Origin of the sequence: Psychrosphaera aquimarina, assembly GCF_032461525.1 — a bacterium.
Lineage (GTDB): Bacteria > Pseudomonadota > Gammaproteobacteria > Enterobacterales > Alteromonadaceae > Psychrosphaera > Psychrosphaera aquimarina.
The window spans coordinates 656,379-677,940 of the sequence record NZ_JAWCUA010000010.1 but is presented as its reverse complement, the minus strand read 5'-3'; the positions used below and the strand labels follow the sequence as shown (position 1 = coordinate 677,940).

The following is a 21,562-nucleotide window of genomic DNA, read 5'->3' as shown; positions in this document are numbered from 1 at the left end:
GTGCTGGTTTGCAGCGTACTTATGTAACGCTGCATACTACTATCTTTAGTACTAGTGGGCTTCCCACTCAATCGTACTAAGGTCAATTCCGTCTTTAAACATTTCCCAAAGTGGAGACATTTCACGAAGTTTATCTATTGAATTATTTACTTGACCAATTACGTGATCAATTTCTTCTTCTTTTGTAAAGCGACCAATACTGAAACGAATTGAACTATGTGCTAACTCGTCCGTTAAGCCTAAAGCTCGTAAAACATAAGAAGGTTCTAAACTGGCTGAAGTACATGCAGAACCAGAAGATACAGCCATGTCTTTTAATGCCATGATCAAGCTTTCGCCTTCAACAAAGTTGAAGCTAACATTAAAGATACCTGGTACACGGTGATCCATGTCGCCGTTAATATAGGTTTCTTCAATATGTTTTACACCTTCCCATAAACGAGCGCGTAATGCTTCAATGTGTTTAGTATCTTTTGCCATATCTTCTTTAGCGATACGGAATGCTTCACCCATTCCAACAATCTGATGAACAGGTAGTGTACCAGAACGGAAACCACGCTCATGACCACCACCGTGCATTTGTGCTTCTAAGCGAATGCGAGGTTTACGGCTTACGTATAATGCGCCTATACCTTTAGGGCCATATATTTTATGACCAGAAAAAGACATTAAATCTACTTTTAACTCGCTAAGGTCAATGGCAATTTTACCTGCACTTTGTGCCGCATCTACATGGAATACTATTTTACGTTCGCGGCATAACTCACCGATTTTAGCGATATCTTGGATAACACCTATTTCATTATTTACGTGCATGATACTGACTAAAACAGTGTCGTCGCGCATTGCTGCTTCTAACACGTTTAAGTCAACAAGGCCGTTTGACATAACGTCTAAATACGTTACTTCAAAACCTTCACGTTCTAATTCACGACATGTATCTAAAACCGCTTTATGTTCAGTTTTAGCTGTAATGACGTGTTTGCCTTTTTTAGAATAAAAGTGTGCAGCACCTTTTATTGCTAAGTTATTTGATTCAGTTGCACCCGATGTAAATACGATTTCACGAGGGTCAGCATTAACTAATTCTGCAATGTTATTACGAGCTATATCTACTAACTCTTCTGCTTGCCAACCGTAACGGTGAGAACGAGAAGCGGGATTACCAAACGTGCCATCCATAGTCAGACACTTCATCATTTCCTCAGCTACACGAGGATCAACAGGCGTTGTTGCCGCGTAATCTAGGTAAATTGGTAATTTCATTAATTTCTCCACGTATAATAATTGCGCTCGAATTTTATCAAGCGAAACAAATTCTTTAAATATTTTATATGTTATTAACGGCTAACTGTTCTTTTGTTGCACAAGTTTTATCTTGTCGTCTTGCCACATCTTGAACATTGTTACGTTCAACTAATTCACCCAAACTAATCTCGCTTAAAAAGCTCTCAATTTGTTCACTTAAATCAGACCATAAATGGTGAGTTAAACAAGTTGTACCGCTTTGGCAATTACCTTTGCCCTGACATTTAGTTGCATCAACACTTTCGTCGACTGCAGCTATCACTTCTCTGATTGAAATTGCTTTTGCGTCTCGGCTTAAGAAATACCCGCCACCTGGACCTCTTACACTACTTACTAATTCATGTTTACGTAACTTTGCAAACAACTGCTCTAAATAAGAAAGTGAAATACCTTGGCGTTCTGAGATATCCGTCAATGGCACAGGGCCTGAATCTGTATGCAAAGAAACATCTAACATAGCTGTAACTGCGTACCGACCTTTAGATGTAAGTTTCATAACCAGACCTCATGTAAAATGGGTAAAATAAATAGGATTTTTTGAGACACTAAATTTAATGACGCGCATTTTACAATCCTGACTAAATTAGTCAAGTAATTATACCCGACTAATTTAGTCAGGTATAGGGTTTGTTTAATTATATTTCTGGATCGAATGAGGTCATACCGGCTTTACGGCTTTCAGCAGATTGTTGCTCTGCGGCAACAAAATCTTCCGATTCAATATCCATATCCGGTAAATCTTTATTGCAGACTTCGCCGCCCATTTTAGTAACTTCCGAGCAGACTGAACTTAATTTTTCATCCATCACTGAAATATGATCAAGCATACGACCAATCGCATTAGCAACCGGATCTGGATTGTCATAAGAAACGGCATACGCATCAAACCCATAACGTTGGGCAATTTTGTTACGCTTTTCACTGCCCGCGATGTCTTTTTTGTTAACAACCACTCGACCAGGGATCCCGATAACCGTTGAGTTTTCTGGAACTTCTTTTACCACGACCGAATTGGAACCAACACGCGAGTTTTTACCAATGAGTATTGGCCCAAGTATTTTAGCGCCAGCACCAACGACAACACCATCCGCTAACGTAGGGTGACGTTTGCCCGCATTCCAACTTGTTCCACCTAAAGTCACCCCATGATATAGAGTGACGTCATCACCTATTTCTGCCGTCTCACCAATCACTACCCCCATACCATGGTCGATAAAAAATCGGCGACCAATTGTTGCACCGGGATGTATCTCTACTCCAGTTAACCAGCGAGTGATGGTAGAAATAAAACGAGCCGTTGATTTCCAGTTATTACGCCAAAGTTTGTTGGCGACACGTTGAAACCAAATGGCATGAAGACCTGGATAATTAAATAATATCTCTAAATTATTGCGCGCTGCGGGATCACGATTATATACGCTGGCGATATCTTCTTTCATTCGTTCAAACATTCGGCGTTAACTCTACTTTTTCAACTTAGTGATTGAGGTTAATATTCCACGTAAAATATTTAATTCGTGTGCATCAGGGCGAACACGATTAAATAAACGACGTAGTTTAGGCATGACTTGTCCAGGGTGTTGTTTGATCATAAACCCGGTATGCATTAATGACTCTTCTAAATGGGTATAAAACCCTTCTAACTGCTCACCGTTAGGGTAATCCGTTTCTATGGTTTCATAGGCTTTATTTTGATGTTCTAAAAACTGCATACGAACTTCATAACTTAATGTTTGAACCGCCATAGCTAAGTTTAAAGATGAATAATCAGGGTTTGCAGGTATGTGCACATGGAATTGACATTGCTGTAATTCTTCGTTGGTTAAACCCGAGTTTTCACGACCGAATACCAAAGCAACTTTATGTTTTTGACCTTCAGATACCACCTTTGCACCACACTCTCTTGGATCAACCATTGGCCAAGATAAAGTACGAGAACGCGCACTTGCAGCGATTGATAAACCACAATCGGCTATGGCTTCTTGTAACGTAGAGACAATTTGTGCGTTTCCTAAGATATCAGTAGCGCCAGCAGCCAACGCTGAAGCTTGACTATCCGGTGCCTGAACAGGATCGACCAAAACTAAATTAGACAATCCCATGGTTTTCATCGCTCTAGCGGTAGAGCCGATATTGCCAGTATGGGAGGTATTTACTAATACGATTTTTACGTTTTCTAACATCTTTATTTTTCTTACCCAAAAATTTGGCCAGATGTTAGCACAAAACCCTTATACGGTTTAAGTAATATTCAGAGTCTTGCTAATACAAAATTGAATAAATACCTACGTTTAAATATAAGAAAATAAGGATTGGCTGAATTGTGGTTGTTGAATATCAATCAAAGCCGATTTTCATAGAAGAGTTTCGCCTTAACTTTGTCCGTTAAGGCGATGTGTTATTACATGAATTCCCCAAAGGTTAATTTATAACATCCAACAGTTGGCGGTAATTTTTTTCCATTGGATAATCACCTGCGGTCCAACCTAATCTAACAAATACAACGCCTTGGGACGGAATGATCATCACAGTCTGTTTTCGATTCCCCATCATGGCATAAGCATCACTTGGCAATGCAGGCCAACGCAGTTCATCTTCACCGGCATTAAGCCAGAACTGATAACCATAACGTTTGTCATTTTCGCTGGTGTTTGGCATAGAGGCTGCTGCAACCCAGTCTTTAGTTAACAGTCGATGTCCATTTATTTCGCCTTGATTCAACATCAACAAACCTAACCTGGCCCAGTCTCGCCCTGATGCGTAAATATATGAACTGCCAACAAATATCCCACTATCGTCCACTTCGAATACACTGTTTGCCATGCCTAATGGTTCAAATAATTGTTGTATTAAATAGTCGTAACTTTGTTGACTAGTATTCCCCAGTTTCTCATGAACATAACGAGACAATAAGTTAGTCGTTCCTGAAGAATACGAAAACTCTGAACCGGGTGTTTTTGTTAACGGGCTAGAAATGGCAACATCTGAAGCACTTGGTGCAGTAAATAACATATGGGTGGCGTCACTGCCTGGTGCATAGGTTTCATCAAATTCTAACCCAGAGCTCATTTGTAACAGTTGAACAAGCGTTAAATTTGCACGTTGGTCATCTTGCCATTGCTCAAATAAATGAGTGGGATTACTTTCAATTCGTTTGCTGTGCTGCAGATGCCCTATCATGATTGCGGTTAAACTTTTGCCCATAGACCACCCTAACAACGGCGTATCTTTATTGACATTAGGGCCGTATGTTTCTGCCAGTAGGTGTCCATCTTTGATCACTAATAAAGCGCGTGTGTTATAACCTTTCTCATTATCGGCACGAACAATCTCATCCACCTTATCTTGAATAACGGGTGCTTGATGACTAACTAAACTACCTAACGGCCACTCATCTGAGTCTGACACTACTACTTTTTTAACCGTTACCAAGTCTAATTTTTCTGCTCCCTCTGCATCTAAAGCACAACCTAAACCTTCTCGGTAAGTGGCTGATGTTTCTGCCATGCCATATAAAGAGGCTGTCACTCTTTTATTATCTTCTTGGTAATCCATAGTGACAATATTTGCCACTGGCGAATACGACGCTAAATCTTTCACTGTTTGTTCTTTGCTAAAACCAGAAACAAAATAACTAGAGCAACCTAATTTAGCACCTAACGCAGTACTAACATTGATAGCGTGTCCAAGGTTAAGCAAAGAGAAACCTAGAATTGAAGGCGCTAGCGCAAACAACAAGCCAATAAACACTACAAATGTGTACAATATTTTTTTCATTTAAAACAACCAAAACATGTAAGTTACGAACAATTGAATGCATGTTAAAGCTAATTAACCAATAAGTTAACTACAATTGTATTTTTATTTTACTGTGATAATCTCCTGTAAACCATCTGGACGGATGTGTTGTGAATTAACCTTAAACAATAATAAATACAAAAGGTGTTCCAATGAATTTAATCGTACTCGCTATCCCGTTATTTTTGATTTTGATCCTTATTGAATTGGTGATTGATTGGCGTAAACAATCAAAAACTTACCAATTTAATGACGCGATTAACTCAATTAACCTCGGCATGATGAGCCAAGTTATTGGCTTAATTAAAAAAACACTGCAATTTAGTATTTATGCCATTGTGTTTCAAAGTTTTGCTGCTTTTCAATTTGATATCAATTCTCCCTACATGTGGATCTTTGCGTTTATCGCATACGATTTTTGTTATTACTGGTCACACAGAATGGGGCACGAAATGAATATTTTTTGGGCTTCACATGTTGTGCATCATCAAAGTGAAGAATACAACCTAACCACAGCATTAAGACAAACCAGTGGTAGCTTTTTAAACTTCATATTCTATTTGCCTTTGGCCTTTATTGGTTTGGATCCTTTAGTTATTGTCGCGGTTGGTTCACTTAACTTAATTTATCAATTCTGGGTTCATACAAAACACGTAGATAAAATGCCTAACTGGTATGAATTTATGTTTGTCACGCCGAGTAATCATAGGGTGCATCATGCTCAAAACCCGGTTTACTTAGATAAAAATTATGGTGGCGTGTTTATCTTGTGGGATAGATTGTTCAACACCTATCACCCAGAGTTAAAAGAAGAGCCAGTTATTTTTGGTATTACCAAACCACTCGCAAGTTGGAACCCATTATGGGCGAACGCTGAGTTTTATTGGAATCTCATATTAGATGCGGTTCGGACAAAGAGCTGGAAAGATAAAGTCAGCATTTGGTTCAAACCAACAGGTTGGCGACCTGCAGATATGAATGAGAAACATCCTTACCCAACCTTTGACCCATATAAACAAATTAAATTTGATGTTGCTTTAACGTTAACGCAAAAGTACTACATTTTATTCCAGCATATTTCTGCCATCGCTATTGTTGTTTATTTATTGTTAAGTGCCACCAGTATGACTATGCAAACCATTATAGTGATCAGTGCCGCTTTTCTATTTTTTCTTTTAGCCTAGGTAGCTTTCAACAACAACAGCCAAACGCTTACCTAATTGAATTTATAAAAAATTGCCTAATCACAGTATTAATTTGCTCTGACATAACCAATTTGCCTTCTCCTTACTTGATTGGCATTAGTTGGTTTGTGTTGAGTAATTTCTTACTTTGGTTAAGTAAGTCAACATTTGCAGTTAAATTACAACAAGAACAATAATTACTAATATCAAATAAAGGATTTATTTATGTTGAATAACAATAATTGGCTTCGCTCAAAAGTAAACATGGCCATCATGTTAGGTTTAATGTCCACATATACTGTGACAGCCGCTGAAGCTGATGAAAAGAAAAAAGGTCTGGAAGTTATTGAAGTAACGGCTCAAAAACGCAGCGAGAGTATTCAGACGGTTCCAATTGCAATAACCGCCTTTGGAGAAGGCGATATCCAAAAAATGGGCTTAGCTAATGTCAATGATTTGGGCTTATTAACGCCGGGATTAGAAACCAATAACGCAACCGCAACACAAACCTCTTTTAACATTCGCGGTATCACTACCAACGACTTTGGTATTGGTTTAGATGCTGCAGTAGCGGTGTATATTGATGGTGTTTATGTTGGTCGTAGAGGTACGTCTAATATGAATTTTAACGATGTAGAACGTGTTGAAGTATTAAAAGGTCCTCAAGGTACATTATTTGGTCGTAACTCTGCAGCCGGTGCAATCCATATAATTACCAAAGACGCCACCGCCGATAATGAAGGCGCGATTAAGTTTACTTTAGGAAGCCATGATAAACGAAAAGTTGAATTTTCTACCAATTTCATGATCAACGAAAACATGAACTTCCGTGGTAGCTTTAATTCAAACCATCGTGGTGGTTACCTAGAAGAAAAAGACAGTGTAAAAATGTATGGCAACCAGAGAGATTGGTCTGCTAGAGGTGCATTACATTGGGATGTTAGCCCAGATGTAGAAACAATAATCCGCGCGGATTACACAGACACAAACCAACAAGGTCGTCCGGCTGTAACTTTAAATACCAGTTACGGCAGTGGCGATCCGTTTGCGCCTATTGAATATGATTTTGAAGGTAAAGAAACTCGCGAAGCGGGCGGTATATCAGCGGAAGTTAACTATCAGTTAACGGATCAAATGGCATTAACCTCAATCACCGCATATCGACAGTTTGAAAGAACAAACCATATGGAAGATGATGGTTCTGCTTATGCCAGAGCTTATTTCACCAGTAATTTAATTGAAGATCAAAACCAGTTCAGTCAAGAATTTAGAGTCACTCAAAATGGTGATGACTTTAAATGGACATTAGGTGCAACCTTATTCCATGAAAATATTACCCAACAAACCCATGCTCATTTTAATACACGAACCTTTGACGCATTAGCCTTAGTTCAGTCCGGTGCAGACCCTCGTGACATTCTAGGGCTGCCTTTTGGCATGGGAGTCGCTGGCGTTTATGCACAACAATTTATACCTCAACAAACGTTAGGCCAAATAATGGTAGGTACAGGTTTATCGTTTGAAGAAGTCATGGGCGCGATTGTCAGTGTTAACATTTATAATCCGCATCACGAACGATTTGATAATGAAGGTACAACTAACAGCGCCGCTATATATTTTGATGGGACTTATGCGCTAACAGACAGTTTAGATATCACTCTTGGTGCCAGATACACTTATGATGACAAAGAGTTTTACTTAAAAACAGCACCAACCAATGAAATCATCATGCCATTTGATGGCATAGATAACATTCCGCTTGCGGTAGCGTTCATCCCTGATGAAGCAACACAAGAAAACAGTTGGGAAAAGTTTACTCCGCGTATTGTAATTGATTACCAATGGAATGATGACATCATGACTTATGTTTCTTATTCTGAAGGTTTTAAATCGGGAGGTTTTAATACATTAGGTGAAGCGCCACCGGTAGAAGCTGAAACAGTAAAGAATACAGAAGTCGGCATCAAGTCTTCTTGGTTTGAAAACAAAGTACGCCTGAATCTGTCAGCGTATCAATACGACTACACCAACTTACAACAACTTGAATTATTTGGTTCGCCAGTGCCTACCTATAATTTACGTAATGTTGACGCAGAAGGTTCTGGTTTTGATGTTGAGTTAATTTGGCAAGCGACTGAAGATTTAATCTTCACCTCAAATTACGGCAACACTCAAACTGAATACACTAAATGGCAATTTTTTGATGCTGAAATAGCAAACAACTCGGGGGTTAGTAAAGTCGGAGAGCCAATCTCAGGAATGCCAGAAGATCAGGGTAATATCCGCATGGATTATTACTTTGAGGGCCTAGACGGACAAATGAACTTCCATTTAAGTTATGCCTATACTGGCGATAGAACGCAAGATATAGATGGACCAGCATTAGCGGTATTACCATTTGAACAAGGTTCTGTGACCGGACTGAATGATGACGAGTTAAATTCTATTTCGAGTTATGGATTAACCAATATTCGTTTAAGTTGGGAAAGCGATAATCACCCAATTCATTTAGCGTTTTTTGTTAACAACTTAACTGATGAAAAATATCTTATGCAAACCGGCGGACAGGCAATGGCGGTAGGCTCGCCGATTGCTACACCTGGATTGCCTAAAATGTACGGCATTGAATTTGGGATGGACTTCTAGTCCTATGATATAAAGGTTTATATAAGCCCTAATTACTTTAGGGCTTTTTTATTGCTTCTATCAATTAGGAAAAATAATGACTTACTATGGCACCTTTGGTGAGCTAATTTTAGTATGTTCGTTGATTTATATCAGCTACATATGGCACAAATCAGTAACAATCCCCCCACTGTTCAAACGCATTACGTTAGTTTGTTTTGCATTGATTGCCATTACCGCATTATTGGGCAGTGCACGGTTTGCTGGGGTAAATAGTGTGATTCCAACACATGACACCCTGTCATGGATATCTAAACATATCGCCATGCTGCTTTACGCTGCTGGGCTGGCTTATACTGTGATTAATTATAAAGCTAAAATTGTCCTAGCTGTCATAGTATTGATTGCCATGAGTCAGTTATTGGGCACGTTAGGTGTTGATCTTGTGTTATTTGTGAGCTTATTATTTTATGCCTTTTTCACTCAGGTTAAACCACCCAGTATTTTAGCATTAATTGCACTGTTATTGGTACCAACTACCGCAATACTTCCGGTATCTTATGACTTTAAAATGGGGTTATTTCATTTGTTGTTAGCATTGCATTTTTTCTTTATCGCACTGTCTATAAAAATACAAAAAAACCAACATCTCGATTAACTTTAGACTGTTTTTAGGACTAACTTTGCACCATATTGGTACCATTAAAACCTAATACAAAAAGTCGTTCGTTCCTGTCACGTTTTCAATACGATGAACGACGCGAACAGTAAGACCAAGAATTACTATTTTTAGAAATTATTTGTTAGTCTATTGTGTGAAAATTTCTATGGATAAACCTATGTTTGTACATAGAAATTAAAAAAACTAATTATTATAAAACAGCCTGGAATATGCGTATGAAAAACCATAACTTTCGACGTTTGTTGACGTTTGCTTTTGCAGTAGCAGTAAGTGCAACGGCTAATGCAAGCGCAGTCAAACAAACTAAAGGTGATTTTGAAGATAAATTCCGTCAATTAGACGAAATTCTTCCAACACCAAATGTATACAGAAATGCAGCTGGCGAGCCAGGTGAAAATTATTGGCAACAACAAGTTAACTATAAAATTAAAGTTAAACTTGATGAAGAAAAACGTCGTCTTGATGCGACTCAAACTATCGACTACAAAAATAACTCTCCTCATACTCTTAAATACCTTTGGTTACAATTAGAGCAAAATAAATACCACGCTGATTCTATTGCAGAAGCGGGTACTTCATTCGGTGGTATCGGTCGTCGTGGACCAGCAACTTCAGCTGGCGGTTCAGGCAAACCAGCAAAATTAAGCTTAGGTGAATTACGTCGTCAACAATTCCTTGAAGACAATGAACTAGGTTATGATGTTTTAGCCGTAAGAGATGATAACGGTAGAACATTAAAATCAACAGTGGTAGGTACTAACTTACGTATCGATTTAAAAACACCATTAAAACCTGGTAAATCAGTTACTTTTCAAATGGACTTCGGCTTTAACATTGTTGAAGAAGATGCCGTTTCAGCTCGTGCTGGTTATGAACATTTTCCAGATGATGCACGTGAAGGTGGCAACGACATCTTCTTGTTAGCTCAATGGTTCCCTCGCTTACATGCTTATACTGACTATGAAGGTTGGCATAACAAAGAATTCATCGGCCGTGGTGAATTTACTCTTGAATTTGGTGATTACGAAGTTGAAATCACAGTACCTGCTGACCACATTGTTTCTGCAACGGGTGAGTTAGATAACGCTAGTGACGTATTAACTAGAGAACAGCGTAACCGTTTAGAAAAAGCAAAAAATGCTAAACGCCCTGTATTTGTTGTAACGGCTGAAGAAGCATTAGAAAACGAAAAAGAAGGCACAAACAAGAAGAAAACTTGGAAGTTTGAAGCCAAAAACGTTCGTGACTTTGCTTGGGCTTCATCACGTAAATTCATGTGGGATGCTAAAGGTTATAACCAAGGTGGCAAAGATCAACCATTCGTAATGGCAATGTCTTTTTACCCTAAAGAAGGTGGCGATCTTTGGAAGAAGTATTCTACTGAAGCGGTCGTTCACACTATGGAAACCTATTCTCGTTACTCTTTTGATTACCCATACCCAACTGCACAGTCTGTAAACGGACCAGTTGGTGGAATGGAATACCCAATGATCACCTTTAACGGCCCAAGAACTAAACTGCAAGATGACGGTACTCGTACTTATACTCAAGCTGAAAAACGTTTCTTAATTGGTGTTGTTATCCATGAAATTGGTCACATTTATTTCCCAATGGTTGTAAATTCTGACGAACGTCAGTGGACTTGGATGGATGAAGGTTTAAACAGTTTCTTAGATGCTGTTGCATGTCGTGAATGGGACGAAAATATCCCATGGGGTGTTGAGCCACGTTATATCACTGACTATATGAAAGGTAATGTTCAAGTTCCTATCATGACTCAGTCTGACAGCGTATTAAAATTAGGTCCAAATGCGTATGCAAAACCTGCTGCTGCATTAAACATCTTACGTGAAGTTATCCTTGGCCGTGACTTATTCGACTTTGCTTTTAAAGAATATGCACAACGTTGGAAATTCAAACGCCCTACTCCATCTGATTTCTTCCGTACAATGGAAGAAGCTTCTGGTGTGGATTTAGATTGGTTCTGGCATGGTTGGTTCTACACTACTGATCACGTTGATATCTCTGTTGATGCCGTTCATAAGATGGAACTAGATTCTAAAAACCCAGATATCGATTACCCACGTTTCCGTGATATCGAAAACAACAAGCCAACGGCTCGTTTCATCACGCAAAACAAAAAAGAAGGTAAGAAAACTTGGGTTGAGTCTAACCCTGACATTACTGACTTTTATGACGAAAACGACCGTTTCACAGTAACTAATAAAGAAAGAAATTCTTACAACAGCTTCCTTAAAGGTCTTAAGCCTTGGGAAAAACGTGTTTTTGAACGTGCTATTGAAGAAAACAAAAATTACTACGTAATTGATTTCTCAAATAAAGGTGGCCTAGTGATGCCAATCCTTCTGCAACTTACTTTTGCAGACGGTACGGTTGAAGATCAATATATTCCGGCTGAAATTTGGCGTCGTACTCCAAAAGAAGTTAAACGTTTAGTTGTTACTGATAAAGAATTGGTAAGCGTTGCTGTTGACCCAACTTGGGAAACTGCTGACGTAGACAATGAAAACAACATTTACCCACGTCGTATTATTCCTTCACGTGTTGAAGCTTATAAATACAAACGTTCTGTTGGTAAAAACAGTGCTGGCCGTGACATCATGCATGACATCACAACTAAGCTAAAAACTGACGAAGATAAAAAAGATGGTGAAAAAGAAGAAGATAAAAAAGATTAGTAAATCTTAAATAGTACTTCTTTTAGTCATACACTTTGAATAAAATGCCCGACTTACCTCGGGCATTTTTATATGAGATTATTATGTTCAAACGATTAACTTTAATTACCCTTATAGTAATTACCGCTGCATTTAGTTCACCAAGCATAAGCAAACAAGAAAGTGCACACAAACTAAAAACCGCATTCACTGTCATTCTGTTTAACGAACGTACTGATAACTTAGAAGTCATGCACCGCTTTTATTTGCATGATGCTGAGGAAGCCGTTTGGGAGCTTATAGACAAAAAAGCCGATATTATTGGTAACCCTGATACGCAAGAAAAATTTGCTGAATACGTTATTAAGCGTTTTGGTTTAAAAGATCAAAATGGTGATGACATCAATTTAGATTTAGTGGGCTTTCAGAACGACGCTGGTTATTTCTGGGTATACCAAGAAATTAAACAACCAACGGGACTAACTCAATTGCAAATACGTGATGATGCGTTACGAGATATTTGGGATGAACAATTTAACGTTGTCAATGTTGAAGGTTTTGAGCAAGTTGTTACCTTGAGCTTTTCCGGATCTGATACTTGGTTATCTACCGATATAGCCCATTAAAATCAGTTTTAAATTAAACTGATTTTAATTTTTTACGATTAATTAAATGAGCACTAATTACAAAAACACTGCCAATTATTGTTAATACGGTTTCTGTCGTATCACCAATTAAAATCGCAATTGATAATGTAATCACACCAAGGACGGCTAATATTGCAGGGTTACGATTACGATGCGCAACATAGGCTTTTGGTAAGCTCACCGCTAAAATAATAATAATTGGCGTTAGTAACGCTGTATGCATCCAACCTTCATGTATTGATTCAGCCATATGACTTAAGCCTAAGCTGGCGCCAAACGCCACTAACAATATAGGTAAAAAACAATGGATCATGCATAAAACTGACAGCCATGCACCCAATACATCACGCATTATAATTCCAACTCTAAAAATCAAGATTTGATATAATATAACATTACATTTTTTTGCGCCACATTTTAATTCTATATCTAACTAAAATCACAACCATTAAATGATAATCATTCCTATTTACATTTACTTTTTTTAATATTTGTTTACACTACGCCAAATCAAAATTTATTTTACTTGCGGAGTAGTTTGTCTTGTTAACATTTATTGAAAACCTTATGGCTGATGTGTCAGAGTTATTTATTGCACCTGTGATCATCGCAATATTAATCATGTTTATTTATGCTTTATTTGCACTCGGTACTTTTTCTTCCCAAACCTTGATCCGTAGAAAAAACGTCATTCCGTATTTTAAACAAACCAAGCAGCATGACACTGAACAAGTCCCTGGTTATGAAATCCACAATTACTTTGTAGAGAATAAAAATGCATCTGAAGATGAATTAGAGGTCGTTGCTCTTAAGAAGTTAGAGACTTTACGAATTGTAACTCGATTGAGCCCAATGTTAGGCCTTATTGCAACTATGATCCCAATGGGTCCTGCATTGAAGTCTTTAGCGGATGGTAACATTCAAGGCATCAGTGAGAACCTTATCATCGCCTTTGCCGCCGTTATTTGGGGATTAGTGGTATCAACCCTTACTTTTTGGCCTGCTACGGTTAAAAAGCGTTGGTACGCAGACGAACTCATCAATATTAGAAAAATCAAAGAACACCAATCAAAAACAACCGAAACAGAAACGACACCTAAGTTGGAAGGTGCAGCGTAATGAAATTTTTAAATGAAGATGAGGAGCTAAACCCCATCATTAGTGCAGTTAACTTAGTAGATGTATTTTTAGTGATCATCGCCGCGTTGTTAATTGCGATTGCGCAAAATCCACTTAATACCTTTAACGCTGAAAATGTCACCGTCATTAAAAACGCTGGTGAGCCCAATATGGAGGTAATAGTGAAAGAAGGTAAAGAAATCAAACAATATAAATCTAACGGTGCTATTGGTTCAGGCGAAGGTACCAAAGCGGGTATTGCTTACAAAATGGCCGACGGCTCAATGGTTTACGTTCCAAACGACGATGAAAAAAAGGCGCTAAGTAACATTAGAGTCTCATTCAATTTGCTTTCAAACTGATCTAAATATGTGATGTGTTTAGATCAGTTATACCACCATTAGTGTATGAAATAATGTTATGAAATACGGCAGGTTGATCCAACATATTACGATAACCATGTTCCTTATCGGCATTGAACTTTATAACCTCACCTTGTCGTAAATAATGCCATTCACCATCAAGTAAATATTCAATTGCACCTTCAATAACAATAATATGTTCTACCACACCGACTATGTGTGCTTGTGATATTTGTTGATAATGTGGCGCTAAGGTTAAAGAAAACATTTCGCACTTAGTAACCACATCGAATGGAAATAACCTGGTAATGGACATTCCTTTGTCTGTCGTCAAAATTCCTTGATTTAGTATACTGCCCTCTACCGCACCAAAAAAGTAACTCAAAGGCAAGCGAAAGCCATTTGCAATCTTCCATAATCTCGCTACGGTAGGACTTGATTCACCACGTTCAATTTGACCTAACATAGCTTTAGAGACACCTGTGTGTTCACTAGTTATATCTAAACTCCATGTTTTATTAACTCTAGCCTGTTTTAGCTGCCGGCCAATAGCCTCATTGATAGAAGTGCTCATTTTTTTCCTTGTGCGTTATAACATACAATGTTAAGTTGTGCGCTATAACGCACCTAACAAGGTAATTATGAAAGTCTTCTCTATTTTAGTCAACCGTATTCTAAGCCCTACTGTTGCCGGTCTAGTCGCTGTAATTATTGGTTTTGCTAGTTCAATTGCACTCATTTATCAGATGGTTCTAAACTTGGGTGGAGATGTCCACCTTGCTTCTAGTTGGGTATTATCATTGGGAATAACGATGGGGATTAGTTCCTTAGTTTTATCTTTATATTACAAGATCCCAATTTTAATAGCTTGGTCCACTCCAGGTGCAGCTTTACTAATTACCAACAATCAAAGTATCAGTCTAAATGAAGCTGTTGGGGGGTTCATTCTTTCGGCATTACTCATTTTTCTGTGTGGTATAACAGGATTATTTGAAAAGTTAATGAGTAAAATACCATTTCAATTAGCAGCCGCTATGTTAGGTGGGATCCTAGTTAGTTTTGGTATTGATGTTTTTAATCAAATGAATGAAGAACCTTTATTGGTTATAGTTATGTTCCTTACCTATTTGCTGATGAAACACATCGCGCCTAAATTCACTATATTAATCGTATTAATGATCAGTATGCTATTAGCCTCACAACAAGAAATGTTTACTCTAAACGAGTTTACTTGGCAATTTAGTGAATTTACTTATATTTCCCCTGAATTTAATTCCCGTTCAATATTTAACATAGCTCTACCACTTTTTATCGTCACTATGGCCGCACAAAATTTGCCAGGCATTGCTGTTTTGCAAGCTCATAATTATAAAACGCCAGTATCTTCAATTCTTAACCTCACCGGTTTTATTAATATGATAATGGCGCCATTTGGTTGTTATGCGATAAATCTAGCAGCCATTACCGCTGCAGTTTGTATGGCAGATAATGTCGACAACGACCCTAAACGACGTTATTGGGCTGCTGTTTCTGGTGGTATTTTTTATATTTTAATGGCTATATTTGCTGGTTATTTAGTCGTGGCATTTTCAATACTACCAAAAGCACTGATCTATTCAATTGCGGGCATTGCTTTATTCACCACTATAACTAACAGCATTAAACAAGCTTTAGCTGTGGATAAAATATCAGAAGCGTCTATCATCACATTTTTAGTAACCGCTTCTGATTTAACCTTGTGGGGGCTAAGTTCTGTGTTATGGGGATTAATTGCAGGTTCGCTTGTTTTATTTACACAAAGATTATTAAGTAGAAACGATTAAAATCGTTGAAAAGTTAAAACCATTTATTCTTTTTAAATACCCAAATTTGTAACGAAACAATAAGCCCTAACATGAGAGCAAAGATTGCAAAAGCATATTCGTTATCGGCCCCAGGTATGCCTCCCACATTAATCCCTAACATCCCGGTTAAGAATCCAAGAGGAAGGAAGATAGCAGCCACAATTGAAAGTACATACATGCGGCCATTCATTTGCTCAGCCAATCGATTACTTAATTCTTCTTGGCTTACAGCGGCTCTGTCTTTTATTGAGTCCAGATCTTCAATAAAACGTATTAAATGATCGGTCGTTTCACGTAATTGTATTTTTTCTTCACTGCTGAATAAAGTTACTTTTTCACTTAGTAGCTGCTGCATTGCCTCACGTTGTGGTGATAAATAACGACGTAATGAGATTATTTGACGTCGTAGGTCAGATAATTCATTGCGAAGACTGTAATTACTCGATAACAAAATTGACTCTTCAATTTCAGATACTTTATCTTCAATTTCTTCGATAGTGCCTGACATCCGAGCAATTAAGCGTTCAGCCAATAAGCTAACAAATTGAGCTGGCGTTTTAGGTCCTTCACCAATAGATAATTCATTCGCTATGTCTTTAACTGATAATAAGGTGCGGTGACGTGTGCTAATAACTTTATCTTTTGAAAACCATAACCGGATAGAAACCATATCTTCAGGATTACTATTGGCGGCTAAATTGACTCCTCGTAACGAGATCAGAATGCCATCATTAAACACGGATGCTCTTGGCCGAGTTTCATCATTAAGTAAAGCGTCAATAACTACTTGGTTTAATCCACTTTGTTCCTGCAACCATTTTGATGTCCCCTCAGCTTTGTAATCAAAGTGTAACCAATAAGGTTTGTCGTTCTGCAGTTGCTCAAGCTGATGAATATCATTACTTGATGTTTGTGCACCAAAATAATAGCCGTAAATAAACTGTTCTGATTGCATAAACGTTACTCCCACATTCATAACAAGGGTTGGAAATGACCTACATCTTTTGGTCATGACATAAATAATTAATTAGTAAAGGATAACCTTGGTTTAGCATCTACTGCTGTGTCAATTTTAGGTGCGCATAACAACAGTCGTGCACTATCTATTTCATGATTTTCAATCATATAATCTTTAAAGTTTTTCATCCGTTTTAACGACAGCTTATTTAACTTATCCAACTGATTACTTGTTAACTTTTCTGAATTTTGCACATCAATATCGGTTTTTGTGGCGACAGCACAAACTGTAATTTGGGTCGATTTTTTATCTAACATTAACGCTGAAAATTGATTTAAGAACACGTCGGCAGACTTAGGCAATTCATCTTCACCTGTCTCTAAAATTAGATCTTGGAATCTGACTTTAAGAATAAACTCGCCAGCTTGCATGCCAATTTGAATAATATTGGCGTAAGGAACAAACGCGTTCATTAAATACTTTTTGGTCGCTGACATGGTCGCTCTTTGAATTAACAAAGCCATAAATCCACTTAGTCGAAAATCAGGGGAATCTAAACTGCCTTCAACAGGTACATCTAGCTCTATATTACCTTTCCCATCCTTTAACATAGACAAAGCAACGTTAACGGGAATAAAAGTATCCACCGTATTGGACTCGTCGTATTCCACCGCTTCGGCTAACTCAACACGCGCTATGTTAAGCTTGGCATTTCCTTTAATAATGTCATCATCAATTATAAAGTTGGTGACCGTGTTTAATTGGCCACTTTCAATCGCCATGATCTCTTTGATGTAAGCCGTTATTGTCGACAGATCAAACTCAGTGACATTGATATCAGCTTTTATGTATTTTTTACTACTAAATGGTTTTATTTCAGCATCTAAGGTAAATTTTGAGTACTGATCTAGATCGCCAGTCATACGGATTTTTGACATATCATTTGGCATTGAGCTATCAATAGGCTCAACAGAAAATGATGTTACTTGAATGATATTTTCATAACTTGGCGAGACCGATGTATCTGAGATAGCAAAGTGTAAACTGTCTTCCAGACTTATCTTACCGATATAAATATCAAACTTATTCTCATCCACTGTTTGCTTAACGACTTCAGGCTTTTTGTCTGAATTACTTTCCGATGACACCTGTGTATCATTAGTCGGTGTGTTAGCAGGCGGTAACACAGAATTCAGTTGTACTATTTGCCCATCTTTTAACTTAGTGATTGCCGCCTTGATTTTAGAAAAGTCAATGTTCGCGATATGTAAACTATCTTTAGTTAATTGAATATCAGCAACCGTGAGCTTTTCAAGCTCGAGCAGCGGTGATTCAGCTTGTTGCGTCGGTTGAGGTTCTTTCTGAGATGCCACATCATCAAGGGAGTTAACCAAGGTAATATTATTTAACTCAAGTAAACTAGCTTGGATTAAACTCTCACCACCTTCTAACAAAATATCAATGTCTGGGATATCGAGTTTGGTTAGTTTTAGCAACTCGTTAACAGCGCCCCTATCATTATCTGCCAAGGTAACCAGTAAGTCATTTTGCTGAAAGTTTAGGTTTGAACGAAGTGTTAAGTCTTGCATAACATTCATTGTAGAAACATGTTCGGGATTTAAAATACTTTCAACAGAATGTGGCAACAGTATTTCCACTACCCCTTCTTTAATACCTAAATCCGCAAGGTTTAACCTCACGTTTTGTTGGCCGTTTTGTTCAACCACTAAATTAGCCAAGAGAAAGTTGATATCTTGTATTTGTGAAGATATCTCAGTTTTACTAAATGCCACTTCTTGTTTTAAATTAAGAGAAACCAATCCATCTATATTTCTAAACGCGTTACTTGTAGACTTCATTAATAGTGAGTTTAACGTGCCAAGACTGACCTCTTGAATATCTAAGTCATATTGTAGCTCACCCACGCCTTTACCTAAGCCAAAACTTGCGTCCAATTCAATCAAAGCTTTGTTGAATAACAAGCTAATATCGATATCAGCAGATTGTTTATGTTGTGACACTAACAGATCAGTTAAAGTCAGTTGTGAAAACTCGACAACTTGCTCCTGCCCTTCTAAATCAAACAATAATGTCGCGTTTGAAAACGAAAATAGTGGCATTTCAAATGATAAAGATGACAGCCAATCATGATTACTTTGCTCTGATTTAGCCGCTTCTGATTTAATATTGTCAGATTGCGCAGGTAAAGCGTTAATATGAGCTAATGTTCTAGAAACATCAGTTTTCACCCCCGATATTTCAAATTTTTCAATCACCACTCTTTTGGCAAATAACTTGAACAAGCTAAATTCGATTGTAGCAGTTGGGATTGAAATTAATTCAACGTCTTCATTGAATGCCTTTGTTTGTGGATCTGTCTCATTTGACTCTTGTGTGTTAAGCACAAGCACTTGTAAATCAGTTATATAGATTTGTGAGATAAAAGGATTATATCTAACGGACGAGGTTTCATTAAGCTGTAAGTTTTTATTTGCTAAAAAATCGGTTAAATACTTATCTACTATTAATGGTGAAAATGCCCAAATTGCTCCATTTAGCAATAAATAACAAATCAGAATAACTTTAATTATGCGGGTATATATATTCGACATGACTCAACTTTTTTGGAAGTTTATTTTTTAGCCTAATTAAAAAAGGCCGTATTGAAAAAAATAGCAGATTAGTTGCGTTTAATTTAACATCAATTGTATACACAATAAACGTTATTTATTACCTTTAATCTGTAAATTTAGTTGCTGTTTTAAAACATATTTCTATCATTTCTGGTTTCTAGCATAATAACTATCTATAGTTATCTTATTCCAACAGAAAAGCATATAACGCATGAAAATTATCATTTCAATATTGCTCACAATAACCTTATCAGCTTGTGCCAATATTGGCCCTAAACCGTGGGAAAAAGGACTACTGGCCGAAGAACAGATGACATTAGAAGCAAATGCCATCGATATGGGTTTGGACGACCATATATATTTCAGTAAAGAAGGTACGAGTGGTGGACGTTCGTTTGCCGGTGGAGGATGTGGATGCAACTAAAAGATGTATCAGGCTTAATTGCGAGTGCGGCTTGTTGTTTAATATCAGCCGAAGTTATTGCGAATGAGAGCATAAACACCGAATCTGATTGGTTGGATGATTGGCAAATTGATTCTGCATTAATGTTATACAGCGAAGTAGACCGTGTCAGTGCGTTGGAAGCGGTCTTCTCTTTTAAAAAAGACTTCAAAGATGAACACATTTTTAGTGGCAAATTGGTTATAGATTCATTAACGGGCGCCTCAGCAAATGGCGCGGTATCTCAACCTAATGTGCAAACATTTACTCGCCCGTCAGGTAATGCGCAATATACGGTAAAGGCAAATGAAACACCGTTGGATGACACTTTTAAAGATACCAGAGTACAAATTAACGGACAATGGACGAGCCCTTTCTCCACAGATATCACCACTAGTTTTGGTGGTCAATTATCCAAAGAGTATGATTATTTGTCTTTGTCGGTTAACGGCTCTATATCTTGGGACACTAATTTTAACAACACCAGTTATACACTGGGTGGTTCATATGCTTATGACGAAATAGAACCAGAAGGCGGTATTCCCATTGCCTTGACGAAACATTATTCCGACCCGGCTTTTTTTGCGTCACAAGCGCTATTTGATCAAGCATACAGTAGTACTATTGCAACAACGTCTTCTGATAAACAAACATTTGATTTGTTATTTGGTGTCACACAAGTTTGGACCAAACGGCTAATCACATTAGTAAATGTCGGCATATCGAAAGTAGATGGTTATATAACCGACCCATTCAAAATAGTGAGTCGAGTACAATCAGACGGTTATACTCTTGATAATATTAATGAAAGCCGTCCTGATTCCAGAAATAAACAAAGCTATTTCATGCAATCAAAGTATCACTTTGATTGGGCCATCTTTGATGTATCTTATCGATACTCAACCGATGATTGGGAGATTAATTCACACACGTTAGAATCAAGGATTCACATTCCATCTAAGTTGACGAGTTATTGGCAACCGCATATCAGAATTTATCAGCAATCGGCGGCAGAGTTTTATGCTCCGTTTATTTTAAGTCAAAATGAAACACCTAATTACGTTAGCGCTGATTACCGAATAGGCGATTTAAATGCTATTACCTTAGGTTTAAAATATGGTGATCAAACTCAAGCTGGTAACCCGTATTCGATTCGTTTAGAGTATTATTATCAAACGTCTGAAGACAGTGGGCATGCGCGCCCAGGGGTATTACAGCAACAAAACTTGTACCCGAGTGTTAGTGCTATTGTCGTGCAGTATAATTATCGTTTTTAAAATGA

Annotated in this window: 19 protein-coding genes; 10 read left to right on the top strand and 9 right to left on the bottom strand. The window is 37.8% G+C overall.

Features of this window, described 5'->3' with window-relative positions; genetic code table 11:
• Positions 1–51: 51 nt before the first annotated feature.
• The 5 genes from RT723_RS15060 to RT723_RS15040 form a co-directional block, all read right to left on the bottom strand.
• Positions 52–1,266, bottom strand: a complete 1,215-nt coding sequence (locus tag RT723_RS15060) for an IscS subfamily cysteine desulfurase (protein ID WP_315947905.1) — start codon at positions 1,264–1,266, stop codon at positions 52–54.
• A 64-nt stretch (positions 1,267–1,330) separates the two neighbouring features.
• Positions 1,331–1,804: a Fe-S cluster assembly transcriptional regulator IscR gene (gene iscR / locus RT723_RS15055; protein WP_315947904.1), complete on the bottom strand. Its 474-nt coding sequence runs from the start codon at positions 1,802–1,804 to the stop codon at positions 1,331–1,333.
• 139 nt (positions 1,805–1,943) lie between these two features.
• Entirely contained in the window at positions 1,944–2,759 is an 816-nt protein-coding gene (gene cysE, locus RT723_RS15050) for a serine O-acetyltransferase (protein ID WP_216053652.1), read from the bottom strand.
• Between the two features lie 12 nt (positions 2,760–2,771).
• The gene (gene trmJ / locus RT723_RS15045) at positions 2,772–3,491 is read right to left on the bottom strand and encodes a tRNA (cytosine(32)/uridine(32)-2'-O)-methyltransferase TrmJ (protein WP_216053651.1); all 720 of its coding nucleotides are present in this window, start codon (positions 3,489–3,491) and stop codon (positions 2,772–2,774) included.
• Positions 3,492–3,729: 238 nt separating this feature from the next.
• Positions 3,730–5,085 (bottom strand): serine hydrolase domain-containing protein, encoded by a 1,356-nt coding sequence (locus RT723_RS15040; RefSeq protein ID WP_315947903.1) that lies wholly within the window; start codon positions 5,083–5,085, stop codon positions 3,730–3,732.
• Positions 5,086–5,258: 173 nt separating this feature from the next.
• On the opposite strand from RT723_RS15040, the gene RT723_RS15035 reads away from it, so the two are divergent.
• The 5 genes from RT723_RS15035 (at position 5,259) to RT723_RS15015 (ending at position 12,901) form a co-directional block, all read left to right on the top strand.
• Positions 5,259–6,290 (top strand): sterol desaturase family protein, encoded by a 1,032-nt coding sequence (locus tag RT723_RS15035; RefSeq protein ID WP_315947902.1) that lies wholly within the window; start codon positions 5,259–5,261, stop codon positions 6,288–6,290.
• A gap of 225 nt (positions 6,291–6,515) precedes the next feature.
• A complete protein-coding gene (locus RT723_RS15030; RefSeq protein WP_216053648.1) occupies positions 6,516–8,936 on the top strand; it encodes a TonB-dependent receptor in 2,421 nt (806 codons plus the stop codon).
• A 76-nt stretch (positions 8,937–9,012) separates the two neighbouring features.
• Positions 9,013–9,573 carry a hypothetical protein gene (locus RT723_RS15025; RefSeq protein ID WP_315947901.1) on the top strand — a complete coding sequence of 187 codons (561 nt, stop codon included), beginning with the start codon at positions 9,013–9,015 and terminating at the stop codon, positions 9,571–9,573.
• 239 nt (positions 9,574–9,812) lie between these two features.
• Positions 9,813–12,296, top strand: a complete 2,484-nt coding sequence (locus RT723_RS15020) for a M1 family metallopeptidase (protein ID WP_315947900.1) — start codon at positions 9,813–9,815, stop codon at positions 12,294–12,296.
• Between the two features lie 83 nt (positions 12,297–12,379).
• A complete protein-coding gene (locus RT723_RS15015; protein ID WP_252731584.1) occupies positions 12,380–12,901 on the top strand; it encodes a DUF6702 family protein in 522 nt (173 codons plus the stop codon).
• 13 nt (positions 12,902–12,914) lie between these two features.
• On the opposite strand, the gene RT723_RS15010 is transcribed toward RT723_RS15015, so the two are convergent.
• A complete protein-coding gene (locus RT723_RS15010; RefSeq protein ID WP_216053645.1) occupies positions 12,915–13,274 on the bottom strand; it encodes a MerC domain-containing protein in 360 nt (119 codons plus the stop codon).
• A 191-nt stretch (positions 13,275–13,465) separates the two neighbouring features.
• On the opposite strand from RT723_RS15010, the gene RT723_RS15005 reads away from it, so the two are divergent.
• Both RT723_RS15005 and RT723_RS15000 read left to right on the top strand, forming a co-directional pair.
• Positions 13,466–14,041 (top strand): MotA/TolQ/ExbB proton channel family protein, encoded by a 576-nt coding sequence (locus tag RT723_RS15005; RefSeq protein ID WP_315947899.1) that lies wholly within the window; start codon positions 13,466–13,468, stop codon positions 14,039–14,041.
• Positions 14,041–14,403, top strand: coding sequence for a DUF2149 domain-containing protein (locus RT723_RS15000; protein WP_315947898.1), 363 nt, complete (start codon positions 14,041–14,043; stop codon positions 14,401–14,403). Before RT723_RS15005 ends, RT723_RS15000 begins: the two co-directional genes overlap by 1 nt.
• Before the next feature lies 1 nt (position 14,404).
• On the opposite strand, the gene RT723_RS14995 is transcribed toward RT723_RS15000, so the two are convergent.
• Positions 14,405–14,977: a helix-turn-helix domain-containing protein gene (locus RT723_RS14995; protein WP_315947897.1), complete on the bottom strand. Its 573-nt coding sequence runs from the start codon at positions 14,975–14,977 to the stop codon at positions 14,405–14,407.
• A gap of 67 nt (positions 14,978–15,044) precedes the next feature.
• Between RT723_RS14995 and RT723_RS14990 the strand changes: the two genes are divergently transcribed.
• Positions 15,045–16,226 carry a benzoate/H(+) symporter BenE family transporter gene (locus RT723_RS14990; protein ID WP_315947896.1) on the top strand — a complete coding sequence of 394 codons (1,182 nt, stop codon included), beginning with the start codon at positions 15,045–15,047 and terminating at the stop codon, positions 16,224–16,226.
• 13 nt (positions 16,227–16,239) lie between these two features.
• Here the strand turns inward: RT723_RS14990 and RT723_RS14985 are convergent, their stop codons facing one another.
• Together RT723_RS14985 and RT723_RS14980 are read right to left on the bottom strand one after the other, a co-directional pair.
• Entirely contained in the window at positions 16,240–17,202 is a 963-nt protein-coding gene (locus tag RT723_RS14985) for a zinc transporter ZntB (RefSeq protein WP_216053643.1), read from the bottom strand.
• A gap of 68 nt (positions 17,203–17,270) precedes the next feature.
• Positions 17,271–19,817 (bottom strand): DUF748 domain-containing protein, encoded by a 2,547-nt coding sequence (locus RT723_RS14980; RefSeq protein ID WP_315947894.1) that lies wholly within the window; start codon positions 19,815–19,817, stop codon positions 17,271–17,273.
• A gap of 232 nt (positions 19,818–20,049) precedes the next feature.
• Here RT723_RS14980 and RT723_RS14975 point away from each other — a divergent pair, with 232 nt between their 5' ends.
• On the top strand, positions 20,050–20,262 hold the full coding sequence (locus tag RT723_RS14975) for a DUF4266 domain-containing protein (RefSeq protein ID WP_216053641.1): 213 nt from the start codon (positions 20,050–20,052) through the stop codon (positions 20,260–20,262).
• Positions 20,253–21,557, top strand: coding sequence for a DUF3570 domain-containing protein (locus RT723_RS14970; protein WP_315947893.1), 1,305 nt, complete (start codon positions 20,253–20,255; stop codon positions 21,555–21,557). The genes RT723_RS14975 and RT723_RS14970 overlap by 10 nt, the downstream gene beginning before the upstream one ends.
• Positions 21,558–21,562: the final 5 nt, after the last annotated feature.